A 22,943-nucleotide genomic window follows, 5' to 3' on the forward strand; every position below is an offset into this window, starting at 1 on the left:
TAAGAGAGGCTAGTGATGAAGTTATATAATTTATTTCCCATTTTATTACTTCTGACATCGGTTTCAGTATTTGCCGATACTAAAGTTGCCGTGGTTGATATTCAACGTATTTTGCGTGAAGCGGCTCCCGCAGTGCGTGCAACGAAAAAGTTAGAAAAAGAATTCGAGCCTAAAAGAATCGAACTACAGCGTTTCTCAGCACAAGGTAAAGCATTGCAACAACTGCTGGACAAAAATACGCTGCTGGAGGCGGATCGCCGCGTGAAAGAGCGTGAATTAGTTAAGTTGAATCAAGATTTTCAGCGCATGCAACGTGAAATTAATGAAGATTTAAACACTCGTCGTAATGAAGAAATGGCCGGGTTACAAGAACGTGTCAATTTGGCAATTCGTACTGTTGCTGAAGCCGATAAATTGGATGTTGTTATACAAGATGCGGTATATCGGACATCGAAAGTTGATGTAACAGAGAAAGTGTTAAAGCTATTGGCTGACAAATAAAGTGAGTACAGATAAGGTAGTATATAAATTATCAGAACTTATTACATTATTTGGCGGCGAGCTTATTGGTGATGATGTCACTATTGCTTCAGTTGCATCATTAGAGTCTGCAGGTATAGGACAGCTGTCATTTTATACCGGCTCTAAATTTTCATCAGAAGTTGAAAATTGCCATGCGTCGGCAGTGGTGCTTAAAAAGCATGAGCCAAAATACAAATGCTCGCAAGTTTTGGTTAAGAATCCACAGCTATTTATCACCAGAGTATTGGCTTTAATTTATCCAGCTCGGCGCTCTAAACAAAGTCTCCATCCAATGGCATCAATTGCGCAAGATGCTTGCGTTGATAAAACCGCAGAAATTGGTGCATTTGTCGTGATTGAATCAGGCGCTCGAATCGGTGCTAATACCATTATTGAATCAGGCTCGACAATTGGAGAGAATGTTTTAATTGGTGATCATTGTCGAATTCATGCTCGAGTTGTAATTTATGCTGATTGTGAAATTGGTAATTTTACTGAAATTCATAGTGGTGTGGTGATCGGCTCCGATGGCTTTGGTAATGCTTGGACGGGACAAAATTGGGAAAAAATACCGCAAATCGGTCGAGTTATTGTTGGTTCTCATGTAGAAATAGGTGCGAATACGACGATTGATCGTGGTGCATTGGATAATACATTTATTGCCGATGGAGTACGCTTAGATAACTTAATTCAAGTCGCGCATAATGTAAAAATTGGTAAACATACTGCAATTGCTGCTTGTAGCGGTATTGCTGGTTCAACCACAGTAGGAAGTCAGTGTTTAATTGGCGGCGGTGTTCTGATTGCGGGTCATATTGAAATCGCTGATGGAATTACATTATTGTCTGGTGGTGGTACGCCAGCTTCTTTAACGGAGCCGGGTGTTTATGCTAGCGGCGTTCCTACGATGCCTTATGCACTATGGGCTCGAAATAGTTTGCAATATAAGCGTTTAGATGAAATGGCTAAACGCATAAGAAAAATTGAAAAAATCTGCTTGGCAAATGATGCGAAGCAGCTAGGAGAGGAAAATGGAACCGATTGATATTAATGGCATTATGCAACATCTACCGCATCGCTATCCCTTTTTGCTGGTTGATCGCGTATTAGAGCTTGATGTTAATAAGTCGATTGTTGCACTTAAAAATGTTTCGATGAATGAGCCTTTTTTTCAAGGACATTTCCCAAAATATCCAGTAATGCCAGGCGTTTTAATCTTAGAAGCCTTGGCGCAGGCCGCTGGTATTTTGACATTTAAAAGCATCATTCCTGCCCCATCAGAAAATACAATTTTATTTTATGCGGGCATCGATAATGCACGCTTTAAACGCCAAGTTGTTCCTGGTGATCAATTGATTTTAAAAGCAGAGATCATTGCAAGTAAGCGTGGTATCTGGAAATATGTTGCAAAAGCTTATGTCGGTGATGAATTGGCCTGTGAAGCTGATTTGATGTGTGCGCAGCGTGAAGTGCTTCCTAACTAATATAGAATATAGTGAATGCCAACAATACATCCTACTGCCCTTGTTGATTCGAATGCGATTATTGCTGCTGATGTCATAATTGGCCCTTATTCGATTATTGGCCCTCATGTAACTTTGGGTGCAGGAACTGTTGTAGAAGCCCATTGCGTGATTGAGGGTTACTCAGAGATTGGAGAGAATAATTTATTCCATTCTTTTTGTTCTGTCGGTTGTGTACCGCAAGATAAAAAATACGATGGTGAGCCAACCCGTTTATTGATCGGAAATGGAAATACATTTTTCCAAAATGTCACTATTTCAACAGGTACCGCGCAAGATCGTGGTGTTACTGTAGTTGGTGATCATAATTGGGTCATGGCTTATGCGCATATTGCGCATGATTGTATTGTGGGTAATCACGTTATTCTGGCCAATAATGCAACTTTAGCTGGGCATGTTTCAATTGGTGATTTCGTGATTCTTGGCGGATTGACTGCTGTGCATCAATTTTGTGTCATTGGCGCGCATGCGATGGCGGGTGGGGGCTCTATTATTGTGCAGGATTTACCACCCTTCGTCATGTGTGAAGGCAATCGGGCAAGTGCCAGAAGTATCAATATTGAAGGTTTAAAGCGCCGTGGTTTTTCTGCTGATGAGATTGCGGCAGTTAAAAAAGCATACAAAGCTTTATATCGAGACGGTATTTCCTATGAAGATGCAGTAAATCTAATTCGTAATGAAGCGCAAACACATACAGTATTGCAGTGTTTTGTTGATTTTTTTGATCATTCGAAACGCGGCATTGTTCGTTAATACATATGGGTGATCAATTATTTTTTTCGGGCAAAGGCCCGCGTATTGCGATTGTTGCGGGCGAAGCCTCGGGTGATCTTTTAGGCTCAGCTTTGATTAAAGCACTGCTTGAGCGATTTCCTGATGCCCAATTCTCTGGTGTTTGTGGGCCGAAAATGCTCGCCCTGGGCGCGCGCACTATAGAGCCAATGGAAACATTAGCGGTGGGGGGGATTGTCGAAGTAGTAAAACATTTACCCACATTGCTTAAACTACGCAAACGTCTAATTCGCTCGATTACCGCTGAAAAACCGGATTTGTTTATTGGTATAGATGCACCGGATTTTAATATTGGTCTTGCCAAGCGACTGAAAAAAGCAGGTGTAGCCACGGTTCACTATGTGAGCCCATCAATTTGGGCTTGGCGCCCTGAGCGGATTAAGCAAATACGTAAAGCGGTCTCGCATATCTTATTGATTTTGCCCTTCGAAGAAAAAATATATCAGCAAGAAAAAATCCCAGCGACTTATGTTGGCCATCCTTTAGCTGATTTAATGCCTATCGCTGCAAATCAAAATCAGATGCGTGAAGTTTTAAGTGTTGCTAATAAAGATAGCGTTGTTGCAATTCTTCCGGGTAGTCGTCAACGGGAAGTTCGTGCGATGGCGGAAGTTTTTGTTAAAACCGCTTTATTGCTCGCTGAGTCGAATCCAAAAATTGTGTTGTTAGTGCCATTAATCACGAGAGAAACGCGAACAATTTTTGAAAGTGAAATTTGGCGGCTGAATGCGCAGCATTTGAATTGGCGTTTGATGTTTGGCCATGCACATGAGGCAATGATTGCTTCCGATGCTATTTTACTGGCATCCGGTACTGCCGCATTAGAAGCAATGTTGGCAAAACGGCCTGTCGTGGTGGCGTATAAAATTAGCCCTCTAACTTATAAAATAGTTAAAAGAAAGTTTTTGCTGCCTTATGTGAGTTTACCAAATGTGATTGCTGGACGATTTTTGGTTCCCGAATTTTTGCAAGATGAAGCAAAGCCTGAAAATCTAGCGCAGGCGCTCAATAATTTCTTGCAAGATAAAGTATTGGCGGCAGAAATAGCCTCGGTATTTACTCAACAACATCAGCGCTTGCAGTGTAATGCGGCTCAGTCTGCTGCAAATGCCGTGACCAAACTTTTGCCTAGAGTATGGCAATGCTAATTTGTGGTGTGGACGAGGCGGGCCGAGGGCCTTTAGTTGGCTCTGTGTTTGCTGCTGCCGTGATTTTGCCTGTACAGCACACGATTACCGGTTTAAACGATTCGAAAAAACTGTCTGAAAAGCAGCGTGATTTGCTTGCGCTTGCCATTATGGAGCAGGCGATCGCTTGGGCTGTTGCCAGTGCATCTGCAGCAGAGATCGATCAGATTAATATATTGCAAGCCACCATGCTGGCTATGTCAAGAGCAGTCGGGGCGCTTTCTATCACGCCTGAAGAAGTGCTTGTTGATGGCAATCGCACCCCAGCGTTAACTATGCCGAGCCGAGCTATTATCAAGGGGGATGCAACTGTGCAATGCATTTCAGCCGCTTCTATATTAGCCAAAGTCAATCGGGATGCAGAGGCATATGAATTAGATTTACGTCATCCCGAATACGGCTTTGCGAAGCATAAAGGGTATGGTACTGCCCTGCATATGGCGGCTTTAAAAGAGTTTGGGCCTATACCTGAGCATCGGGTTTCATTTGCTCCTGTTCGCGCCGCTTATGCACAGCGCAAACTGTTTTAATGGCTTGTGACGTAGCGACGCAACTTCTATGATGTACTGAGATTGAGTATTTATTTCCCCCGTAATACCGCTAACTAGGAAGCTGGCTTATGTTTGTCATTATTGGCTACATCTTTATGTGTGTCTGTATTTTGGGTGCATATGTCTGGCATGGCGGTCATCTTGCTGTATTTTGGCAACCTTCTGAAATTATTATTATTTTTGGTGGCGCAATTGGCGGCATGATTGCGGGTGCTAGCCCAAAAAGCTTAAAGCTCTTTGGGAAGGCATTGCCTACTATTTTTAAAAGTTCTGCTTTTAATAAAGCTTTTTATATGGATTTATTTGCCTGTTTATTTGAATTGCTGGCGAAAGTTCGTAAAGAAGGCTTAATGTCAATTGAGGGCGACGTTGAAGATCCACACGCAAGTCCAATTTTTTCTAAGTATCCAAAAATTTCTCACGATCACCACATTACTGATTTTATCTGCGATTACCTTCGTTTAATGGTCGGTGGCAACTTGAACGCATTTGAAATTGAAAACTTAATGGATATTGAGATTGAGGCGCATCACAATGAAGCGCATGTCGCAGCGGGGATGATGGCTAAATTAGGTGATGGTTTGCCCGCGTTTGGTATTGTGGCAGCTGTGATGGGGGTGGTGCATGTAATGGGCTCATTACATTTGCCGCCTTCTGAGTTGGGTAAATTAATTGGTGCCGCGCTAGTGGGGACTTTCATGGGTATTTGGCTGGCCTATGGTTTTGTTGGCCCATTGGCGAACGTGCTGGAAACCAAGATGGCAGAAGGCCATCAGGTTTTTCTTACAATAAAAGTGACGTTGATTGCTAGTTTGAACGGTTATGCCCCACAAGTTGCCGTGGAATTTGGTCGTAAAGCACTTGACTCTTCAGAACGCCCATCCTTTAAGGAATTAGAAGAATTCGTCAAGAGTACTAAGGGTAAATAATCTTATTGATTGATTAGGTTGAGAAAAGATGAGCGATGATTCTCAAAGGCCAATAGTTGTAAAAAAAATAAAAAAAGGCGGCCATGGACATCATGGCGGCGCATGGAAAATTGCATACGCCGATTTCGTGACGGCGATGATGGCTTTTTTCTTATTAATGTGGCTACTGGGTTCGGTTTCGAAAGGTAATTTGAAAGGTATTTCAGATTTCTTTAATAATCCATTGAAAGTAGCGCAAGCAGGGGGGTCGGGCTCGGGCGATGCCGACTCTTTGATTCAAGGGGGCGGTAATGATATTACCAAGCAAGCAGGGCAGGTGAATAAAGGTGATCCGCCAGCTCAAACCGAAGCTGCAAAAGATAGAAAAAGATTGAGTGCATTAAAGCAGAAATTCGAAGCTTTGATGGATGATAAAATTAAGCAAAACTCTAATTTAGGTCAGTATAAAGATCAGATTAAATTAGATATGGTAGCTGAAGGTTTACGGATTCAAATTGTCGACGAACAGAATCGACCGATGTTTAAATCAGGCAGCTCCGAATTGGAAAGCTATGCCCATGGTGTATTGCAGGAAATTGCACAGTTATTAAATGAGGTACCTAATGCTGTTTCTCTCGCAGGGCATACGGACGGGACTCAATTTGCAGGTGGTGCAGCAGGATTCACTAATTGGGAGTTATCATCTGAGCGAGCCAACTCCTCACGTCGTGAGCTGATTATCGGCGGCTTAGAGCCAGGAAAAGTATTGCGAATTAATGGTTTTGGCGATGTAATTCCTTTAGATAAAGATAATGTTTACAATCCGGTGAATCGTCGTATTAGTATTGTTGTGCTGAATAAAGACGCTGAAACAGATATTCGTAAATTGGCTGGCCAAGGTGAAAGTGGCAATTCAGCAGGCGCTCAGGAAGGATTTGTTAATCCTATAAAAAACCCACCGAAGTGATGAAATATTTGAGAGCGCTGCCGCAATGGCGTATTTTCGCAATTATTACGTTGACCTCATTTGTGTTTCTTTACTTCATTGGCACAAATTTTAGTTCGCGTATTGCAACAATTTCGATTCCTTTTCTAGCTTTTGGATTGGCTATTTTCTTGCATGATGGCTCGTGGTGGAAATGGATACACCTATTTTTTCTGCCAACAATTTTAATTTTCGTGCAGTTAAATATTGCACCGCAATGGTATTTACTAGCTTTATTGATTTGTTGGCTGGTTTTTGGTCGGGTTATGGTGTCGCGCGTTCCTTTGTATTTAAGCAATCGTGAAGCTTTACTTCAACTAGAGCCAGTTATTCCACAGTCAGCAAAATTTCTTGATATCGGTGCTGGCACAGGAACTGTTTTGAATTATTTGGCGCGGCAAAGACCTGATTTGAGTTTGATTGGGGTTGAGCAAGCAAAAGCGCCGTGGTTACTAGGTAAATTGCGATTACCAAGAAATGTTACATGGCTCAATGCTGATTATGAATCGCTGGATTTATCTGCTTATGATTGTGTGTATGCATTTTTATCTCCGGCGGTTATGTCAAAACTCTGGCAGCAAGCTAGTTCGCAAATGCGGCCGGGGAGTATGTTGATTAGCAATACCTTTGTTGTTCCTGGAGTTTCTCCGGATCAAATTATCGAACTCAATGATTGGAAAAACGGCAAGCTTCTGTTATGGCGAATGTAAAATCCGCAGCAAATCATGCTTGGCTCCAATTTTGGGCGCGGCGCTCTATCCCCATATTGCAAGAATCTCGCAATCAAATTATGGGGATGATGCGTCGCGCTGAAATGATTCGTCCCTCTGAAGTGGCCGAAGTCGTGGCGCGCGATCCTCTATTAACAACTCAAGTTTTACGGATGATTAATCAGCGTGAACGAGGGAGTTTATCTTCAGACATTGTGGCAATTGATGCTGCCATTATGTTGATTGGCGTGATTCCATTTTTGGAGCAATTTGCTCGCGCGCAAACGATAGAAAGCTTGATGTTGCCGGCACATCAGGCCGAGTATGGAAAATTATTGAAGCTTGTTTTTGAAGCCCGCCTCGCACGCCGCTTGGCGAGTCATTTTGCCAATGCTCGGTTTGATGCCAAGCTGGGCGAAATTCAGGCTGCGGCTATTTTGCTGAATATTTCTGATTCATTGGCACTTATCGCGCCTTATTTGGATAGTAATGCGCCTCCTCGTGATTCTGCGGCCATCGCAGACTTACTGGCTACATGGCAAATGCCAGAACCGATTCTGGCGCTGGTTCTACCTCACAAAGATCCTTCGACGCGAAGTGTTTTACAGCTGGCAGTTGTGCCGCTGGCACGTTTACTTGATTCGGGTTGGTGGCAAGATGAGGTGCAGCAAAAAATAAGCACAATTGCTGCAGTGCTAAATTTACCTTTTGAGCGTGTTTGGCAGTTATTAACGCAGCAATTGCTGGCGTTTACGCGTAAAGAAGGCAAAAGTCAGCAGCTTTATTCGCCGGCGCGCTGGTTGGCAATGTTGCCCGGCGAATGGCCGCGACCCACTATGGTTGTGCCAAAAACAGATGCAGCAATATTAAAAAAAGATGTACTCGTAGAGCGGATGCAAGCCTTGCATTTGGCGGGAGTTCAGGGCGTTGCTACCAATCAAGTGATGGTTTTGGCAGTGCGTGCTTTGTCTGAAGGTCTTGGCTTGCAGCGCATTGCGTTTACTTTGTTGATGGCGGCGGAAAACTCATTGCGAGCCCGTTACGTGCAAGGCGTTGAGCCAACTGACCCTTTGAATACCTTGCGGATTTCATTGGAAAAGCAGCACGTGCTGACCAAGCTACTGCAAAAGCCACAAAGTTTCTGGCTAAATTCGGGTAATTACGGCCAGTTTTTACCGCATTTGCCGCTTGAGCTGATTGAGCAGGTAGGGGCAAAAAGTTTTTGTGCGATGTCAATTTTTGTCGGTGATAAGCCCGTCGGTTTGATTTATGCGGATGCGGGTTTGGCGGGAGCAGTGACTGAATTTCATTATGAGCACTTCAAGCAAATCTGTATTTTGGCCAGCAAAGCATTGGCGCATAATGCTCGGCATCCTAAGTAATTAAGCAAAACTGCGTGTTTTCTCGTCATTTCCTCTCGGCGCAAGGCCTTGCCATCGCACTGCAGTGCAACTAATTAAGTGTGAAATCAATGGAAATTATAACTTCAGCACAAAATGCCATTTTTAAGCAGGCATTAAAATTATTACAAAATCGTCGTGAACGAATTAAAACTCAGCAAACCATTCTGGATGGCGCTCATCTTTTGAGTGCTTGGTTGGATGCGGATCGTACGCTGAAACGGGTCTTTATTTCTGAAGTTGGCGCTGCGCGCGTTGAAATTCAAGTATTACTCAAGCGAATTGATTGCCCAGTCACGTATCTGTCGACTGCTTTATTTGCTCAGCTCACCGATTTACCTAGCGCAAGTGGTGTGCTGGCACTGGTGGCGATCCCGCCTGCTGTAATACCGCAATCGAGTGGCTTTGTGCTGTTGCTTGATGGGGTACAAGACCCCGGTAATGTGGGCGCAATTTTACGTACCGCGCAGGCTGCAGGTGTCGAGCAGGTGTTGCTGTCTGCTCAGTGCGCGGATGTATGGTCGCCAAAAGTGTTACGTGCTGGTATGGGCGCGCAAGCGGTATTGCCGTTGCTGGAGCATGCGGATCTGAGTTGGTTTGCAGAACAATTTAACGGGCAAATTGCGGCCACTTTATTAGATGGCGCGGTTGATTTGTATGCGGCTAAATTGCAGGGTTCTTTGGCCTTGGTATTGGGTTCTGAGGGCTTGGGGGTTAGCGCTGAATTAGCGGAAAAAGCCACCTTACGCCTGAAGATTCCGATGGCCGATGGCATTGAATCTTTAAATGTTGGGCATGCGGCGGCGATTTGTTTATATGAAATTAAGCGGCAGAATGGATAGGTTTTTCATGGTGGTATTGACCTGTAGACCTTGATGAATATGGCTTACAGGTAAATACGTTTAGTTGCTATCCAGAATGGCGCGTTGTTGTAATGATTGCAGCGGGCGTGCATTCATAGCAAATTCTTTTTTGAAACGTGCGATTTGTTTTGCTGAAACATATAAAGGATTTTTAAGCACTAACCAGCGCACACCTTCGCTGCAAGGCGGCGTGGTGAGTGAGCCCATCAAAGTCCAGTAACTGCGATTGCTTGGCAATAAATTTGCAGCATTGTATTTAATTTCGTCATAGCCCCGTGTTTCGTTATGATTTGCGGGCATCTTTTCCCAGAGTTTTTTCAGAATTTCGTTATCACTACTGCCTTGGTTGATGAGTAGTGCGACGACTGCCAGTTGCCCCGCATCATTTTTATGTACTAAATGCGCGACCATTGGATAACGCTGCCCGCCAATGGCTTCTTCGCTGGGGGTATGAAAATGAAATTGCAAAAGCTGGTATCTATCATTGCCGACTTGCAAAAAACTACCTGGGTCATAATTGAGTTGAATTGTATGACCGTTGTTTTGAATCGTGGTTTTTGACTCTTGGTATTGAAACTGCAGCGGTTCTAAATCTTGTGCGTATGCTTCGGTAATGTTGACGGGAGATTGCTGCTTGCCGTTGCTGCATAGGCCAAATTCTGCTTTCATTGCGCCCCAGCTATTGGGTCCCGTTTCGCCTTCATAACTCCAGTGTGAAGGATCGGCTTTCGCCTTGCTGTGTGGGGCGTTACTGGCTTTGCCGTGTGCTTCATTGGCGCTGCTATTTCCTGCTGCGAGGAGTAGGCCAGCAGAGATTAAAATGGCACTGGTTTTGATCAACATTGTTGTACTCCGATAGGTCCGACGTGCCGCAGAAAATCGCCCAAGTGCAATGCGCTGGGCGATTTCTGTTTGTTTACATGATAAATTTAATGGTTTTATTAGCATAGAAAACGCGGTGTAGATTTGCTTTGCTTTACGTTAATTTAGCTGACTTCACGTTATAATCGTCATCTTATTGAGATTCTTGAAGCGGTTAATGTCATTTCCTTTATTCGACGGTCCATGTTTGCTGCGCGATGCCATGCCTTTGGTATGGGACATTCACGCCGAGCCTGCTAGTGATTGGGAGATGAGCCGCTATTTGCAAGTATTGGCCGAGTTTGAGCAGCCCAGTGAGTTACTCGATGAGAAGTACACTACGCAGAATGCGAAATTAGACTTAAGTTTGCTGTGGCTTGCTCGCTCGCTCAATACGCAAACACTTGCCGAAACCCGCGTTACTTTAGGCTTGGAGCAGATAGCGTGGCAGTCGCCGCAGCCGCAAACGCTAGAGCAAAAAGGGATGGTACTCTTTTGTCTATCGCAGCAATTTCCTTTACTTTTGAAATTTCCAGCTCAAATCACGCAATGCACGCCGATTAACGAAGGTTATTGCATTCAAGCGATGTGGTTGCCGATGAGCGAGGGTTTGCTTGATAGTTTTGAGAAAACCATTTTTCGTTATCACCGTCGTCATATTCATCAGTTACGTGAGCACAGCGCATGAATTTGCATCAGCGCCTTCCTTTGGCTTGGCAGCCGGCATTAAATGCTGCGTGCCAAACGCCAGCAGTGTTGGCCTTAACTGAGTTTTTGCAGCAAGAAATCAGTGTCAATAAACCGATTTACCCCGCGAAAAACGATTGGTTTCGGGCGCTTGAATGGCTTGCGCCTGAGCAAGTTCGTGTCGTGATTTTGGGGCAAGATCCGTATCACGGCGCAGGTGAAGCGCATGGCTTGTCGTTTTCGGTACCGTTTGGTGTAAAAACGCCGCCGTCTTTGCGAAATATTTGGCAAGAACTTGCGCGCGATCTAGGTATTACGCCGCCGCAGCATGGCAATCTAAGTGGCTGGGCAGAGCAGGGCGTATTGCTGCTGAATACCTCGCTAACGGTAGAGGCGAATAAAGCAGGATCGCACGCCAAAAAAGGTTGGGAAACCATCACCGATGCGGTGATTGCACATTTGTCGCAATCGCAATCTGGGATTGTATTTATGTTGTGGGGCGCACACGCACAAAAGAAAGCGTATTTAATTGGTGAGCAGCACTGTATTTTGCTATCAGTACACCCATCGCCTTTGTCGGCGTATCGCGGATTTATCGGCTGCGGACATTTCTCGGCCGCCAATGCCTATTTGCAGCAGCAAGGTAAAAAAGAGATTGATTGGAGTTGTGTGGGATGAATTTATTAGCGTTTGATATTGGTGGCACCCAGATTAAATACGGCTTAGTGTCTAATACTGGGGGCGTGATTTCAGCCACAGTGGTCGATACGCCCAAGTTTGCTGGCGGGGAAGGCGTAATTCAGCTTTTGCGTGAGTTAACGCGGGCTATGCTGCAGCAGCACGCGATTGCAGGCATTGCGATTAGCACATTTGGATTAGTTGATGCCTACAGTGGATTGATCCTAGGAGCCGCTGAAGCGGTTGAGGGTTACGCTGGCACATCGCCGAAAGCTGCGCTGGAACAAGAGTTTGGTTTGCCCGTGAGCATTGATAATGATGTGAATTGTGTTGCTTTGGCGGAAGGCTGGTTAGGTGCCGCGCAGGGTGCGGCGCATTATATTGCGGTTGCGATTGGCACCGGAATTGGTGGCGGCATTGTGATTAATCATCAGATTTATCGTGGGTCTCGTGCTGCGGCAGGTGAGTGGGGGTATATGAGAATTGCCGGAGTCATTTGGGAGGATCATGCTTCGATGCGTGGTTTGCTGGCGGCGGCAAATTCAGCGGTAGTCAGCCCGTTTGCTAATGGGCGTGAAGTTTTTGCTGCGTATGATGCACAAGATCCTATTGTGAGTGGCGTGGTGAAAAGCTGGTTTAAATTGCTAGCTACGGGCATTGCAAATTTGATTTATGCCTTTAATCCTGAGCGTGTTGTTATCGGTGGTGGCGTCAGTGCGCGCGGTACGGTTTTTCTGCGTGAGCTTAATGCAGCACTCCATGCTGAGCTACTGCCTGATTTTCGCGGTATGAGCGAGGTCGTTTTGGCGAGTGCTGGTAATCATGCCGGTATGATCGGGGCAGTACGAAATTGGTTGCAATCGAATAAATATTAAAAAATCGCTTAAGGATAGTCCTGTGAATTTCTTATTTAACCATCTTGGTTTTGCGCCATCGGCGAGCAAAGTTGCGCTGATTGAGGCGCCTGCAGATCAACTCGAAGGTAAAACCTTTACTGTTTTTGATGCCAACACACGACATGCCGTGCATCGCGGTGCGATTACCGCACGTGGTACCGTGGCAAAATGGAAAAGCTGGCATTTCTGGGCGGCTGATTTGACTGCATTGCAGCAAGTGGGTGAGTATTTTATCGTCGTTGACGACGTGCATCCACCGCTGGTCTCGCATCGTTTTGCGATTGCGGATGACTTGTTTGCAGGACAGATGCTGTCAGATATCGTGCATTACATTAAAGGCCAGCGTTGTACTGGAATTTACGATATGGCGGATTTGTCACGGCCGAAGTGGGGCTCGGACGAGCGTCGCGACGTGCACGGTGGTTGGTATGACGCTTCGGGGGATTGCTCGAAATATCTAGCGCATTTGGCGTATTCGCAGTACATGAACCCACAGCAAACACCGCAAGTCGTATGGAATTTAATTGATGGACATGCACGCTTGCCGCAGCAATTGAAATGGTTTGACGAGCGCATGATTGATGAGGCCTTGCATGGCGCTGATTTCTTGATGCGAATGCAAGATCCGGCCGGTTATTTTTATATGACCGTGTTTGATCAATGGAGTAAAGACGAAAATCGCCGCGACATTTGTGAATATAAAACGCAAAAAGGCGAGAAATTTTCGACGTATCAAGCCGCTTATCGTCAAGGTGGCGGCGTCGCCATTGCGGCTTTAGCCCGCGCATCGCAACTATCACGCGATGGTGAAGGTTTTAGCCGTGCCGATTACTTGCTTGCTGCAAGCCGTGGATTTGCACATCTTGAAGTGCATAACGTCGAGTATTTGGACGATAAAACTGAAAATATCATCGACGATTATTGTGCTTTGCTGGCGGCGGTTGAGTTATTTAATGTGAGCGACGATGCCGTGTATTTGGCCGCCGCAGAGCGTCGTGTTGAGCAATTGTTGGCGCGCCAACAGCCTGAGGGCTGGTTCCGCGCGGATGACTCTGGTGCGCGCAGCTATTTCCATGCAGCAGAAGCGGGCTTGCCGTACATTGCGTTGATGCGCTTTATCGAAGTGATTGCTGATTCGGCATTGAACGAAAAAATTCGCACAGCTTTGCGTTTGGCATTTGAGTTTGAAATTAAAATCACTTTTGCTGATGTAAATAATCCTTTCGGGTATCCGCGTCAATACGTTAAGCATAATGGCTTGGAGGGCAATACCCAGTTCTTTATTCCACATCAAAATGAATCCGGCTATTGGTGGCAAGGTGAAAATGCGCGTTTGGGCTCGCTGATCGCAGCAACTGCACAGGCACGTGTTGTGTTTGCAAGTGATGTCGATTTTGTCGCGCAATTAGCGCATTACGAGCAAGCGGCGCTGGATTGGATTTTGGGTGCTAATCCGTACGATGCGTGTATGTTACAGGGCTGGGGCCGAAATAACCCGCGTTACGAGCCGGGCTTTTATAATGCGCCGGGCGGCGTATGTAATGGGATTACTAGTGGTTTTGATGATGAAGCCGATATTGATTTCAAAACGGCAGAAGCGGCTACGATGGCCAATAGCTGGCGCTGGACTGAGCAATGGATGCCCCATGGCGCATGGCTATTTTTAGCTTTATGTCGTCGCCAGCCACAGGCTTAATTTGTAGGACGGCTTGAAGTCGGATTGGGATTCGTACCCACTGGCCTGGCGCTAAATGCTGGTGTAATGATCTAATCGATCGTAGATGCAATCGCTTCAATCAATTTAATGAGGATAAATCATGAGTATCGTTGTTACAGGTGCCGCAGGTTTTATTGGCTCTAATATTATTAAGGCGCTCAATGAGCGCGGTGAAACCGATATTATTGCGGTGGATAATTTGACGCGTGGCGATAAATTCCGCAATTTGGCCGATTTAAAAATTGCACATTATCTCGATAAAAACGATTTTATCGAGGAATTGTCCGCAGGCGCATTTGACGGTGCAATTAGCGCGATTATTCATCAGGGGGCGTGCTCTGATACGATGGAACATAACGGCAAATATATGATGGATAACAACTATCAATATACGCTGGCTTTGTTTGAGTGGTGCCAAGCTGAAGAAGCACAATTTTTATACGCATCATCTGCTGCAACCTATGGCAATGGTGAAAACGGCTTTATTGAAACGCCAGATTGCGAAAAACCGCTGAATGTTTACGGTTATTCAAAATTACTGTTCGATCAAATCTTGCGGGATCGAATTGCCCATGGTGAAATTACGGCTCAAGTAGCCGGTTTCCGTTATTTTAATGTCTATGGCGCACGCGAATGGCATAAAGAGCGGATGGCGTCGGTGGCATTTCATCACTTCAATCAATACCAAGCGACGGGTAAAGTTAAATTATTCGGTGAATACGGTGGCTATCCAGCAGGTGGCCATACGCGCGATTTCGTGTCGGTTGAAGACGTGGTGAAGGTGAATCTATGGTTCTTGGATAATCCTGAAGTCTGCGGTATTTATAATGTTGGCACAGGGCATTCGCAGCCATTCAATGATATTGCTGTAACAGCAGTCAATACCTGCCGTGAAGCAGCAGGCTTGTTACCTCTTTCATTGGAAGAATTACTGGCTGAAGGGATTTTGGAATACACTGAGTTTCCTGAAAGCCTGAAAGGAAAATATCAGTGCTTTACTGAGGCGGATTTAACTTTGCTGCGTGAAGCGGGTTATGGCGAAAAATTCTTTTCAGTGCAAGAAGGCGTTCGTCGTTATGTTCAGGCCTTATTGGCTGCGTAATAAGTAAATATGTGCTTCAGTGAATGAACAATATGAAGCGGCGATCAGTTTTTATTCGCCAGCTTCAGTTTATAGCAGTCGCCCAAAAATAATTGAGTGGAGTGAGTATGATGCGTAGCCTACTTTTATTAGTATGTGTACTGGCTTTTGGCGCTCAAGCTGAGGTCTATAAGTGGACTGATGCGTCAGGTCGAGTGGTTTTTTCAGATCAACCGCCACCGGCTTCGCAAGGGAAGGCGCAGCGGATGAATTTGAATGAAAGCCGCGTCACTACGGTAGCTGCGAATCGTCCTGCTTCTGCGGTCGTGACTCAGAATGCTTCGGTGCCAGCACAGGCGACGCCTACTGCAAAACCGCCACGAGACGATAAAGCATGTGCTGCTGCAGAATCACGACTTGCATTTTTGAAAAGTGCCAATATGTTCAAGCAGGTTAGCAATGACCAAGGTAAAGTTGAGTTTTTGCCTGCAAAGCAACGTGAACAAGAAATCGTTGAGCGATCTGCATTTATTGAAAAGAACTGCCGTTAAACTCTAAGTTCACAAGCAAGTTTTTCTTGCGCCGTAGTGACCCGAGTTGTACAAACTGTACTGCCTGCGGTTTCTGCGGTTTGCCATAAGCGCTTGTGCGAGCACTGAGTTTGTTTTTTTATCTAATTATTAAGTTACGTTTTCGAGTGTGTTATGAATTTAATCAAAAGTATTTCTAATTTCTTTGGTAAAAAATCTAAGTCAGACAGTGCTCAGCCACTGACTGCAGAAGAAAAAGCAGCTAAATCGGTTGAGTTAAATGTACCGAATGCTAAAGTGAAACGTCGCAAGCAAAAGCGTGGTTATTAATTTTTTAGGAGTGTGATTGAAGGTGAATTCAGCAGCAGATTTGTTTAATACTGAAACGTGGCACGTTCTAAAGCAAGAACAAGAGCGTACCAACAGCCAGCGCATCGCGCGGCAAAGAAAAAAGCGCGAACTGATCGAAGATCTACAAGCACAATTGGCCGCAGCCGGCATCTCTATCGATGACTTTCTTGAGTCATCGAAAATTGATGCTTAGTAGTTGTCGGTGCTGGATGAGTTAAGATCTTGATGGGTTAAATAAAGCCGAAGATCAAATTCGAGCTGCATATAATTCGGTTCAATATGCTGGCAAAGTTGATAAAACGCTTTGTTATGATCTTTTTCTTTTAAGTGCGCCAGCTCGTGCGTCACGATCATCTTTAAGAATTCAGGTGCGGTGTTTTTAAACAAGCTGGCAATTCGAATTTCATGCTTACTTTTCAGTTTGCCCCCTTGTATACGCGAAATCTGTGTGTGCGTTCCTAAGGCGTGCTGAATGACTTTGATTTTGCTATCAAATGCTACTTTGGCGATCGCTGCTGAATTTCTGAAAAATTCCTGTTTTATTTCTGTGACGTAATCATACAAAGCTTTATCAGTTTGTACCTGATGCTTATGTGGATAACGCTGCGCGAGTAGCGGGCCGAGTTCGTTTTTGGCGATGAGCTGGCTGACGCGAGCTTGAATATGTTCGGGATAGGCGCTGAGATATTTAAGCGCTGGCAGTGTGTTTGCTTTGGAAATCATGCTGCAATTATACGGAATATGGTTTTTTACGGGTGAAACTTTCCGTTGCGTGTAAAATCGGCCGTATGAACTATGAATTGATAATCCCCGACACGCTCTGGCGTGATGAAGCATTACGGCTCGTGATTAACCGTGATTTAGCCTTGCCTGCGCTGGCTCAGTTGTATGCAAAAGGGCGTAAATCAGCCTTGGCAAACACTGATTTCTCTAGCCATATCGCGCAGCACTTTGGCCTTACTCAAGTGGCAGCAGCTGCGTTGACTTTGGCAAAAGATTGTCCTGATGCTGAGCCAGGTTTCTGGCTACGCGCTGATCCGATTCATTTACGGATTGACCGTGATCGGTTGACCATTCTTGGTGTGCCTTTTTTTCAAATCAGCCAGATTGAAGCCGATGCATTGGTCACCGCTTTAAATCAGTTATTTAATCAGGATGGTTATACTTTTATCGCTGCGACGCCGACACGTTGGTATTTACGCTTGCCTGCGGATCCTTTGCTCAGTTTTACGTCGCTGGATCAAGCGCTTGGGGGCAATATGAATGATTGCCTGCCACAAGGCGCAGCAGCACTAAAATTTCATGCTGTAATCAATGAGATTCAGATGGTGCTGTACGGTCATTCGATCAATGATGAGCGCGATGCGCTCGGTCTGCCGATGATTAATAGTGTGTGGTTGTGGGGGGGCGGCTTCTTTCCGCTTGCGGCACGAACGCAAAAAGTGACATCACCTATTTTTGGTGGTGATGCATTCGTTCAAGCTTTAGCTGGGGATACTTGGCAGCCTGCGCCAACTTCTGCTGCCGAACTCCCTGCGCAAGATGCCATCGCTGTGCTGGATGATTTATGCTTTGATGCAATATATGGCAATGCGTATGAATGGCGTACGCAATGGGAACAACTGGAAAAAAACTGGTTTGTCCCACTACTCGCGCAATTAAAATCCGGCCAACTTGAGCAATTAACGTTAACGCTGCCTAGCGCAGCGCAGCAAGTCAAAATCCGTCGCCGTGATTTATATCGTTTCTGGCACTCGCCTTGTTTGCCGTTTTAGTCCTTCGTACCCAAAGGTTTTTGTGCTCGCTATTCGCCCCCGTATCGTTCCTGCTGATTTAGAAGCCAATTTACGCAGCGCTGGTTTTTCTGCGCTGCATGCCAAATTGTACGCCGCGCGCGGCATTGCTCATCCGCAGGAGCTAGAGCATGAGTTGAAAAACCTGCTGCCATTTTCGCTGTTAAAAAACGCCGCTGAAATGGGCGCGCGTTTGGCCGATGCAATTGCTGCGGGGCAGCGTATGTTGATTGTCGGCGATTACGATTGTGATGGCGCGACAGCAACGACTTTGGGAATGAAAGGTCTGGCTGCGTTTGGTGCAAAAGTTGATTTTATTGTGCCCAATCGTTTTGAATATGGCTACGGCTTAACGCCGGAAATCGTTGCGCTGGCGGCGGAACGCCAACCCGACATCATTATCACCGTGGATAACGGCATCGCCAGCCATGCAGGCGTCGAGGCGGCGCGCGCCTTAGGCATTGAAGTGTTGATTACCGATCATCATCTGCCGGCGGATACTTTACCTGATGCTTTGATCGTTAATCCCAATCAACCCGACTGCGAATTTCCGAGTAAAAATCTCGCCGGTGTTGGCGTGATGTTTTATGTGCTGATGGCACTGCGCGCAGAGCTGCGCTCGCGCGGTGCGTTTAGCGACAAGCCCGAGCCTAATTTAGCGCAATGGTTGGATATTGTGGCCTTGGGTACGGTCGCTGATGTGGTCAAACTCGATGCCAACAATCGGATTTTAGTTGAGCAAGGCCTCAAACGCATGCGTGCGGGTCGTGCTGCTCCAGGGATTATGGCGCTGTTTACAGCGGCAGGACGCTTTTATGGTCGAGCCAGTTGTTTTGATTTAGGCTTTGCCTTGGGGCCGCGCCTGAATGCCGCTGGTCGGCTTGATGATATGAGCTTTGGCATCAATACTTTGCTCGCGGCGACTGAAGAAATTGCTTTGCCGCTGGCCAAAGAACTGGATCAACTTAACCGTGCGCGACGTGAAATTGAACATGGGATGCGGGAAGAGGCTGAATTGGCGCTATCAACCGTGTCGGTCGAAGACAGTCATAGCATCTGTTTATACAATACCGATTGGCATCAAGGCGTGGTGGGGATTGTGGCGTCGCGGATGAAGGATCGTTTTCATCGGCCAACGATTGTGTTTGCGAATGGCAATGGCGATGAAATCAAAGGCTCTGGGCGCTCGATTCCCGGCTTGCATTTGCGGGATGCTTTGGATTTGGTTTCAAAACGCCATCCAGTGCTGATTCGCAAATTTGGCGGCCACGCGATGGCGGCGGGATTGTCGCTAAATGTCGCTGATTTTGCACAATTTAAGGCCGCGTTTGAAGCCGTTTGCCAAGACTTGCTCGATGATGGCGCGCTAACAAGGGTGTTGGAAACCGATGGCGAGTTGCCAGACGATGCCTTTATGATTGAAACCGCAGAGGTGTTAGATCGGCAAGTTTGGGGGCAAGGGTTTCCAGTTCCCTTGTTTCAAGGTGTATTCCGTGTGATCGAACAGCGTATTGTGGGTGAAAAACACAGTAAGCTAAAATTAGCGAATAAGCAGGGTATTATCTTGGAGGCTATGCAGTTTAATCACTGTGATCCTATACCTAGAGATGTGCGTGCGGTATATAAAATTAACGTCAATGAGTTTCGTGGTGAAAGAATGCTGCAATTGCAGTTAGAGTATTCTGAAGCAGCGTAAATGTAGGATGGGGCGAAGAGGGTGATATGAGATTACTAGCGGTGTTGTGTTTGATATTAAGCCTCGAAGCGCAGGCTGGATTTTTACTTTCCAGTAGCGAAGCGGAAAGGCGCGAGCAACTCGCCTGCCGACCATCGATGATTTTGGGAATGATGGAGTGCGAAGCATTGCCGCCCCCGCCGCCCCCGCCGGGCAATGATCCCAGCATTAGGCCGGTTGAATTTGTTCCCAATAGTGGGCCGGGTTTTGGGGCTGTGATTGATGAAACCCCGCTAAATCCCTATTTAGACGCTGTGCCTGCGCGCATCAAGGCTGGGCCATTTAGCTTGCGCTGGAATATTGGTTTTGGTGTGCCAGGGCAGTGGTGGGAAGTTTGGAGTAACAATCAGCTGCGTTATCGCGGCCGAGATTTTGTGGCGCATCGGCTAAATCCACCAGGGCAAAATTCAATTGATGGTACGGTGATTGAGGCAGTTCAAGGTGGTGTGTTCTCGGTGACCTTACTTGAGCCGGGCCAGCATAAATGGTCTATTCGTTTATGCAATGGCACGCTAAAAGAGCCCAAATGCAGCGAGTCAACTGCCGAAACTTGGGTCGATACAAGCGCATATGATGCGAGCCAGCCCAAGCCAGAGCGCCCCGATGTGCCGCAGTTGGCGTGGACTCCGCCGGTGACCACTGATGGTGTGGCGCTGTTACGCTGGAATATTTACTGGGGCAATATCGGCCGACAGTGGGAAGTGCTTAATCATGGCAAGGCAATTTATCGCTCGACTAAATTTACCGATGAAACAGAGAAAAGCCAAGAAGGGCAAGTTGAGTTGCCATTAGCCAATGGGGTTTATCAGCTCTCTGTGCGGCTGTGTCTGCAGTCTTTGTGCAGCGAGTCGGATAAAGTTACCGTTGAGGCGATGCTGGGGCCTGAGGTCGCTCCGGCTCCGCCGCAGGCGAGAATCTTTACTGCGGCAGATCCAGAGTTAGGCAATGGTTTAGCTGTAGGGCAAGTGATTTTAAGTTGGCAAACCGCGCAAGCGAGCGTTGCTCCCGATCACTGGCTATTGTTGGATGTCGATAAGCGGCAGGTTATGTTTAGCCAGAAAATCACTAAAACTTGCAGCCCTGGCATCTGGTGCGGTAGCTGGCAGGGCATTCCGCCTGAACGGCCTGCAAACTGGGTCGTGAAGCTGTGCCGTGCGAAACAATGCGTCGATAGCGAAGTGGTTGAAGTACCTAACGAGTAAGCTCTGCAGCCGCTTAATGAGCGGCTGTATTCTTTTGCAGGTTGGTGATTAAGCCTTGCTGAAGTAAAAGACCTAAGGTCTCTGCGGGATCAAATTGCGCATTCAATTGCGCTGCGTGTTCTAGCGCAGCCGCCAAGCTTTGCTGATCTTGCAGCGCGCTTAAAAACAGTTCCTGATCTGCGCCAATTTTTGCATATTGGTCGCGCCATACCAAAACACATTCAGCTTCATTCAAATCGCGAGGCGCCGCTTCGCCGTGGTGCATCGCCAAAATACTGGCAATCGGCCAATTTGATTTCAATATGTTCACTGCTGGATGTAGCGTAAAGCAGAGCTCCGCCAAATCTGCCGCATGTTCAGCAATCGCTTGTGCGCTAATGGCTTGGGTGTCTGTCGCGTAATGTGCTGTGTGAATCGCCCAGTCGAGCCGTGCCACGTCACTTAAATAGGGGTAATCGTTGGCGGGTCCAAATTGGGCGATAAAATCCACCAGATTCTGTCCTTCTGCATGCAAATTGGCCGATCTTGCTGCGACCTGTCGTACATAAATCAAAGCCATTGCATCAAAGAATTCCTCACCCAGCAGCGCCGCTATCGTTGGATAGGCAATGCGCAGTGCATTGATGCGGTTGAGCTCAACATTGTTGCGATAAATCGCGATATGGGCTTGCGAAGCGTTGGTCAGTGAGTCACAGCCGCGCTGAGTATCGTTGAGCGATAGGGCGAAATCTTCTAAAACACGCAGATAGTGGCTCATGCGTTTCCCCAAACTGTATTGCAGCGATCTTGCAGCGTTTGATAGTCAAGCAAAAACTCATCCAGTGCGGGGATATTATTATCGCGCTCAAGCAAAACCGGAATCGGCCCTGTTCTCTGGATCACCGCATCCAGTAACGTCCACACTTGCGGCACTGGCGCTGCGCCGTGGGTATCAATGGCGACGCCATCAAATACCTCAAATCCAGCAATATGAATTTCACCAATCGCGGCCAGTGGCAGGTGCGCTAATTCAATCAATGGATCAATGCCAAGATTAAGTTGGCTCACATAGAGATTATTCACATCGAGCAGAATTCCGCAGCCCGTTTGTGCCACAAGTTCAGCCAACACTTCGCTTTCAAGATATTTTTCACCAGTAAACTGCACATAGCTAGAAACATTTTCAATCAAGATGCGTCGTTGCAATGTCTCTTGCACGATCTGGATATGCTCACTCAATAGCTCAATGACGCCTTCAACGCGCGGTACAGGCAGCAAATCGGTATAGACTTGGTCGTTAAAACGATTCCAAGCCAAGTGCTCGGAAATCGCTTGTGGCTCGATGCGTTTAACTAAGGACTGTAACTGCGTAAGATGTGCGGGATCTAAGGCTTGCGCACTACCTAAACCCATGCCGACGCCATGCAAACTAATCGGATAACTAGTGCGTAGCCGCTCTAGCGCCGCAATCGCGGCGCCACCGCCAAAATAATTTTCGCTATGCACTTCCCACCAAGCGACATTGGGCTGTGTGGCCAGAACTTGTGATAGATGCGGGCTGCGTAGGCCAAGGCCTGTCGCCAAAGGAAGTGTGGTCAGCATTGTTTTGATCAAAAGTGAGGAGGCACGACCAGACGTGTGCTGTGTCGTGCCGATTGAAGCAATTACATCGCTTTGAGCGTGCCTTTCATGTCAACGCAAGTGCCTTTGGCGACAAATTTCCATTCTTTTGAATCCATATCTTTGGTAGCTTGGCCAGCACAAGAATGGCCATTTGCCGCGCAGTCATTCGCACTGGCTTTGGCGACGCCGTAGCATTTTTCCTTGGCGGCATCAGCAGCGAGCGCCGGTTGTGCTGCGGCAGCTAAAACGGCGACCATTGCAGAGGCCAGCATGATTGATTTATTAGGCATTTTGTTTCTCCAGTGCTTGGTGGGTTGTCTGTATTGACACTACTGTAGTCGTAGCGTGCTTCTTCTTATTACACGAAGA

At 46.5% G+C, this 22,943-nt stretch carries 27 protein-coding genes; 22 read left to right on the forward strand and 5 right to left on the reverse strand.

Annotation, left to right across the window (positions count from 1 at the left end; genetic code table 11):
- Positions 1-15 precede the first annotated feature (15 nt).
- From Q320_RS0104850 to Q320_RS0104900, 11 genes are all read left to right on the forward strand, one after another.
- A complete protein-coding gene (locus Q320_RS0104850) occupies positions 16-501 on the forward strand; it encodes an OmpH/Skp family outer membrane protein (protein ID WP_027468079.1) in 486 nt (161 codons plus the stop codon).
- A 1-nt stretch (position 502) separates the two neighbouring features.
- Positions 503-1,567, forward strand: coding sequence for a UDP-3-O-(3-hydroxymyristoyl)glucosamine N-acyltransferase (gene lpxD, locus Q320_RS18470; protein WP_051534472.1), 1,065 nt, complete (start codon positions 503-505; stop codon positions 1,565-1,567).
- Positions 1,554-2,006, forward strand: coding sequence for a 3-hydroxyacyl-ACP dehydratase FabZ (fabZ, locus tag Q320_RS0104860; protein ID WP_211251173.1), 453 nt, complete (start codon positions 1,554-1,556; stop codon positions 2,004-2,006). The genes lpxD and fabZ overlap by 14 nt, the downstream gene beginning before the upstream one ends.
- Positions 2,007-2,021: 15 nt before the next feature.
- Positions 2,022-2,798, forward strand: a complete 777-nt coding sequence (gene lpxA / locus Q320_RS0104865) for an acyl-ACP--UDP-N-acetylglucosamine O-acyltransferase (RefSeq protein ID WP_027468081.1) — start codon at positions 2,022-2,024, stop codon at positions 2,796-2,798.
- Positions 2,799-2,803: 5 nt separating this feature from the next.
- Positions 2,804-3,985, forward strand: a complete 1,182-nt coding sequence (lpxB, locus tag Q320_RS0104870) for a lipid-A-disaccharide synthase (protein WP_035852317.1) — start codon at positions 2,804-2,806, stop codon at positions 3,983-3,985.
- Complete coding sequence (rnhB, locus tag Q320_RS0104875) at positions 3,973-4,554, forward strand: ribonuclease HII (RefSeq protein ID WP_027468083.1); 582 nt, start codon at positions 3,973-3,975, stop codon at positions 4,552-4,554. Before lpxB ends, rnhB begins: the two co-directional genes overlap by 13 nt.
- Positions 4,555-4,643: 89 nt before the next feature.
- A complete protein-coding gene (motA, locus tag Q320_RS0104880) occupies positions 4,644-5,504 on the forward strand; it encodes a flagellar motor stator protein MotA (protein ID WP_027468084.1) in 861 nt (286 codons plus the stop codon).
- Positions 5,505-5,532: 28 nt separating this feature from the next.
- Positions 5,533-6,450: a flagellar motor protein MotB gene (motB, locus tag Q320_RS0104885; protein WP_027468085.1), complete on the forward strand. Its 918-nt coding sequence runs from the start codon at positions 5,533-5,535 to the stop codon at positions 6,448-6,450.
- The gene (locus tag Q320_RS18475; RefSeq protein WP_051534473.1) at positions 6,450-7,178 is read left to right on the forward strand and encodes a class I SAM-dependent methyltransferase; all 729 of its coding nucleotides are present in this window, start codon (positions 6,450-6,452) and stop codon (positions 7,176-7,178) included. The genes motB and Q320_RS18475 overlap by 1 nt, the downstream gene beginning before the upstream one ends.
- Positions 7,166-8,560 (forward strand): HDOD domain-containing protein, encoded by a 1,395-nt coding sequence (locus Q320_RS0104895; protein WP_027468086.1) that lies wholly within the window; start codon positions 7,166-7,168, stop codon positions 8,558-8,560. Before Q320_RS18475 ends, Q320_RS0104895 begins: the two co-directional genes overlap by 13 nt.
- A gap of 89 nt (positions 8,561-8,649) precedes the next feature.
- Positions 8,650-9,420, forward strand: a complete 771-nt coding sequence (locus tag Q320_RS0104900) for a TrmH family RNA methyltransferase (protein ID WP_027468087.1) — start codon at positions 8,650-8,652, stop codon at positions 9,418-9,420.
- A 60-nt stretch (positions 9,421-9,480) separates the two neighbouring features.
- Here Q320_RS0104900 and Q320_RS18480 read toward each other — a convergent pair whose 3' ends face one another.
- Positions 9,481-10,284, reverse strand: a complete 804-nt coding sequence (locus Q320_RS18480) for a carbonic anhydrase (RefSeq protein ID WP_035852320.1) — start codon at positions 10,282-10,284, stop codon at positions 9,481-9,483.
- A gap of 196 nt (positions 10,285-10,480) precedes the next feature.
- Here Q320_RS18480 and Q320_RS0104910 point away from each other — a divergent pair, with 196 nt between their 5' ends.
- From Q320_RS0104910 to Q320_RS0104945, 8 genes are all read left to right on the forward strand, one after another.
- Positions 10,481-10,990, forward strand: a complete 510-nt coding sequence (locus Q320_RS0104910; RefSeq protein ID WP_027468088.1) for a PilZ domain-containing protein — start codon at positions 10,481-10,483, stop codon at positions 10,988-10,990.
- Positions 10,987-11,667 carry a uracil-DNA glycosylase gene (gene ung / locus Q320_RS0104915; protein ID WP_027468089.1) on the forward strand — a complete coding sequence of 227 codons (681 nt, stop codon included), beginning with the start codon at positions 10,987-10,989 and terminating at the stop codon, positions 11,665-11,667. The genes Q320_RS0104910 and ung overlap by 4 nt, the downstream gene beginning before the upstream one ends.
- Positions 11,664-12,542 carry an ROK family protein gene (locus Q320_RS0104920; protein WP_027468090.1) on the forward strand — a complete coding sequence of 293 codons (879 nt, stop codon included), beginning with the start codon at positions 11,664-11,666 and terminating at the stop codon, positions 12,540-12,542. Before ung ends, Q320_RS0104920 begins: the two co-directional genes overlap by 4 nt.
- Before the next feature lie 22 nt (positions 12,543-12,564).
- Positions 12,565-14,259: a glycoside hydrolase family 9 protein gene (locus Q320_RS0104925; RefSeq protein ID WP_027468091.1), complete on the forward strand. Its 1,695-nt coding sequence runs from the start codon at positions 12,565-12,567 to the stop codon at positions 14,257-14,259.
- A 121-nt stretch (positions 14,260-14,380) separates the two neighbouring features.
- The gene (gene rfaD, locus Q320_RS0104930; RefSeq protein ID WP_027468092.1) at positions 14,381-15,382 is read left to right on the forward strand and encodes an ADP-glyceromanno-heptose 6-epimerase; all 1,002 of its coding nucleotides are present in this window, start codon (positions 14,381-14,383) and stop codon (positions 15,380-15,382) included.
- A gap of 107 nt (positions 15,383-15,489) precedes the next feature.
- On the forward strand, positions 15,490-15,912 hold the full coding sequence (locus Q320_RS18485) for a DUF4124 domain-containing protein (RefSeq protein ID WP_051534474.1): 423 nt from the start codon (positions 15,490-15,492) through the stop codon (positions 15,910-15,912).
- A 153-nt stretch (positions 15,913-16,065) separates the two neighbouring features.
- Positions 16,066-16,221 (forward strand): hypothetical protein, encoded by a 156-nt coding sequence (locus Q320_RS21475; RefSeq protein WP_156938979.1) that lies wholly within the window; start codon positions 16,066-16,068, stop codon positions 16,219-16,221.
- A gap of 22 nt (positions 16,222-16,243) precedes the next feature.
- Positions 16,244-16,435: an H-NS family histone-like protein gene (locus Q320_RS0104945; RefSeq protein WP_027468093.1), complete on the forward strand. Its 192-nt coding sequence runs from the start codon at positions 16,244-16,246 to the stop codon at positions 16,433-16,435.
- Here the strand turns inward: Q320_RS0104945 and Q320_RS0104950 are convergent.
- Entirely contained in the window at positions 16,432-16,965 is a 534-nt protein-coding gene (locus tag Q320_RS0104950) for a M48 family metallopeptidase (RefSeq protein WP_035852325.1), read from the reverse strand. The two genes, Q320_RS0104945 and Q320_RS0104950, sit on opposite strands and share 4 nt — an antisense overlap.
- A gap of 65 nt (positions 16,966-17,030) precedes the next feature.
- On the opposite strand from Q320_RS0104950, the gene Q320_RS18490 reads away from it, so the two are divergent.
- Genes Q320_RS18490 through Q320_RS0104965 form a run of 3 tightly spaced genes read left to right on the forward strand, consistent with a single transcriptional unit; the run spans position 17,031 to position 20,972 of the window.
- Positions 17,031-18,017, forward strand: coding sequence for a hypothetical protein (locus Q320_RS18490; protein ID WP_051534475.1), 987 nt, complete (start codon positions 17,031-17,033; stop codon positions 18,015-18,017).
- Positions 18,018-18,039: 22 nt separating this feature from the next.
- Entirely contained in the window at positions 18,040-19,731 is a 1,692-nt protein-coding gene (gene recJ / locus Q320_RS0104960; RefSeq protein ID WP_027468095.1) for a single-stranded-DNA-specific exonuclease RecJ, read from the forward strand.
- 26 nt (positions 19,732-19,757) lie between these two features.
- Positions 19,758-20,972, forward strand: a complete 1,215-nt coding sequence (locus tag Q320_RS0104965) for a chitinase N-terminal domain-containing protein (RefSeq protein ID WP_156938981.1) — start codon at positions 19,758-19,760, stop codon at positions 20,970-20,972.
- Between the two features lie 13 nt (positions 20,973-20,985).
- On the opposite strand, the gene Q320_RS18495 is transcribed toward Q320_RS0104965, so the two are convergent.
- From Q320_RS18495 to Q320_RS0104980, 3 genes are all read right to left on the reverse strand, one after another.
- A complete protein-coding gene (locus tag Q320_RS18495; protein WP_051534476.1) occupies positions 20,986-21,729 on the reverse strand; it encodes an HvfC/BufC N-terminal domain-containing protein in 744 nt (247 codons plus the stop codon).
- A complete protein-coding gene (gene bufB / locus Q320_RS18500) occupies positions 21,726-22,553 on the reverse strand; it encodes an MNIO family bufferin maturase (RefSeq protein WP_051534477.1) in 828 nt (275 codons plus the stop codon). The genes Q320_RS18495 and bufB overlap by 4 nt, the downstream gene beginning before the upstream one ends.
- 62 nt (positions 22,554-22,615) lie before the next feature.
- Positions 22,616-22,864 carry a BufA1 family periplasmic bufferin-type metallophore gene (locus Q320_RS0104980; protein WP_027468097.1) on the reverse strand — a complete coding sequence of 83 codons (249 nt, stop codon included), beginning with the start codon at positions 22,862-22,864 and terminating at the stop codon, positions 22,616-22,618.
- Positions 22,865-22,943 lie beyond the last annotated feature (79 nt).

This window comes from Deefgea rivuli DSM 18356 (assembly GCF_000620145.1).
GTDB lineage: Bacteria > Pseudomonadota > Gammaproteobacteria > Burkholderiales > Chitinibacteraceae > Deefgea > Deefgea rivuli.

Excerpts from the sequence above, each read along its gene's own strand:
- bufB (WP_051534477.1), bottom strand. The coding sequence starts at position 22,553 with ATGCTGACCACACTTCCTTTGGCGACAGGCCTTGGCCTACGCAGCCCG.
- Q320_RS0104980 (WP_027468097.1), bottom strand. The coding sequence starts at position 22,864 with ATGCCTAATAAATCAATCATGCTGGCCTCTGCAATGGTCGCCGTTTTA.
- Q320_RS18480 (WP_035852320.1), bottom strand. The coding sequence starts at position 10,284 with ATGTTGATCAAAACCAGTGCCATTTTAATCTCTGCTGGCCTACTCCTC.
- Q320_RS18490 (WP_051534475.1), top strand. The coding sequence starts at position 17,031 with ATGAACTATGAATTGATAATCCCCGACACGCTCTGGCGTGATGAAGCA.
- lpxB (WP_035852317.1), top strand. The coding sequence starts at position 2,804 with ATGGGTGATCAATTATTTTTTTCGGGCAAAGGCCCGCGTATTGCGATT.
- rnhB (WP_027468083.1), top strand. The coding sequence starts at position 3,973 with ATGGCAATGCTAATTTGTGGTGTGGACGAGGCGGGCCGAGGGCCTTTA.
- fabZ (WP_211251173.1), top strand. The coding sequence starts at position 1,554 with ATGGAACCGATTGATATTAATGGCATTATGCAACATCTACCGCATCGC.
- ung (WP_027468089.1), top strand. The coding sequence starts at position 10,987 with ATGAATTTGCATCAGCGCCTTCCTTTGGCTTGGCAGCCGGCATTAAAT.
- Q320_RS18495 (WP_051534476.1), bottom strand. The coding sequence starts at position 21,729 with ATGAGCCACTATCTGCGTGTTTTAGAAGATTTCGCCCTATCGCTCAAC.
- Q320_RS0104910 (WP_027468088.1), top strand. The coding sequence starts at position 10,481 with ATGTCATTTCCTTTATTCGACGGTCCATGTTTGCTGCGCGATGCCATG.
- Q320_RS18485 (WP_051534474.1), top strand. The coding sequence starts at position 15,490 with ATGATGCGTAGCCTACTTTTATTAGTATGTGTACTGGCTTTTGGCGCT.
- Q320_RS0104850 (WP_027468079.1), top strand. The coding sequence starts at position 16 with ATGAAGTTATATAATTTATTTCCCATTTTATTACTTCTGACATCGGTT.
- Q320_RS0104920 (WP_027468090.1), top strand. The coding sequence starts at position 11,664 with ATGAATTTATTAGCGTTTGATATTGGTGGCACCCAGATTAAATACGGC.
- Q320_RS21475 (WP_156938979.1), top strand. The coding sequence starts at position 16,066 with ATGAATTTAATCAAAAGTATTTCTAATTTCTTTGGTAAAAAATCTAAG.
- lpxA (WP_027468081.1), top strand. The coding sequence starts at position 2,022 with ATGCCAACAATACATCCTACTGCCCTTGTTGATTCGAATGCGATTATT.
- motA (WP_027468084.1), top strand. The coding sequence starts at position 4,644 with ATGTTTGTCATTATTGGCTACATCTTTATGTGTGTCTGTATTTTGGGT.
- rfaD (WP_027468092.1), top strand. The coding sequence starts at position 14,381 with ATGAGTATCGTTGTTACAGGTGCCGCAGGTTTTATTGGCTCTAATATT.
- motB (WP_027468085.1), top strand. The coding sequence starts at position 5,533 with ATGAGCGATGATTCTCAAAGGCCAATAGTTGTAAAAAAAATAAAAAAA.
- Q320_RS0104950 (WP_035852325.1), bottom strand. The coding sequence starts at position 16,965 with ATGATTTCCAAAGCAAACACACTGCCAGCGCTTAAATATCTCAGCGCC.
- Q320_RS18475 (WP_051534473.1), top strand. The coding sequence starts at position 6,450 with ATGAAATATTTGAGAGCGCTGCCGCAATGGCGTATTTTCGCAATTATT.
- Q320_RS0104900 (WP_027468087.1), top strand. The coding sequence starts at position 8,650 with ATGGAAATTATAACTTCAGCACAAAATGCCATTTTTAAGCAGGCATTA.
- Q320_RS0104965 (WP_156938981.1), top strand. The coding sequence starts at position 19,758 with ATGAGATTACTAGCGGTGTTGTGTTTGATATTAAGCCTCGAAGCGCAG.
- Q320_RS0104895 (WP_027468086.1), top strand. The coding sequence starts at position 7,166 with ATGGCGAATGTAAAATCCGCAGCAAATCATGCTTGGCTCCAATTTTGG.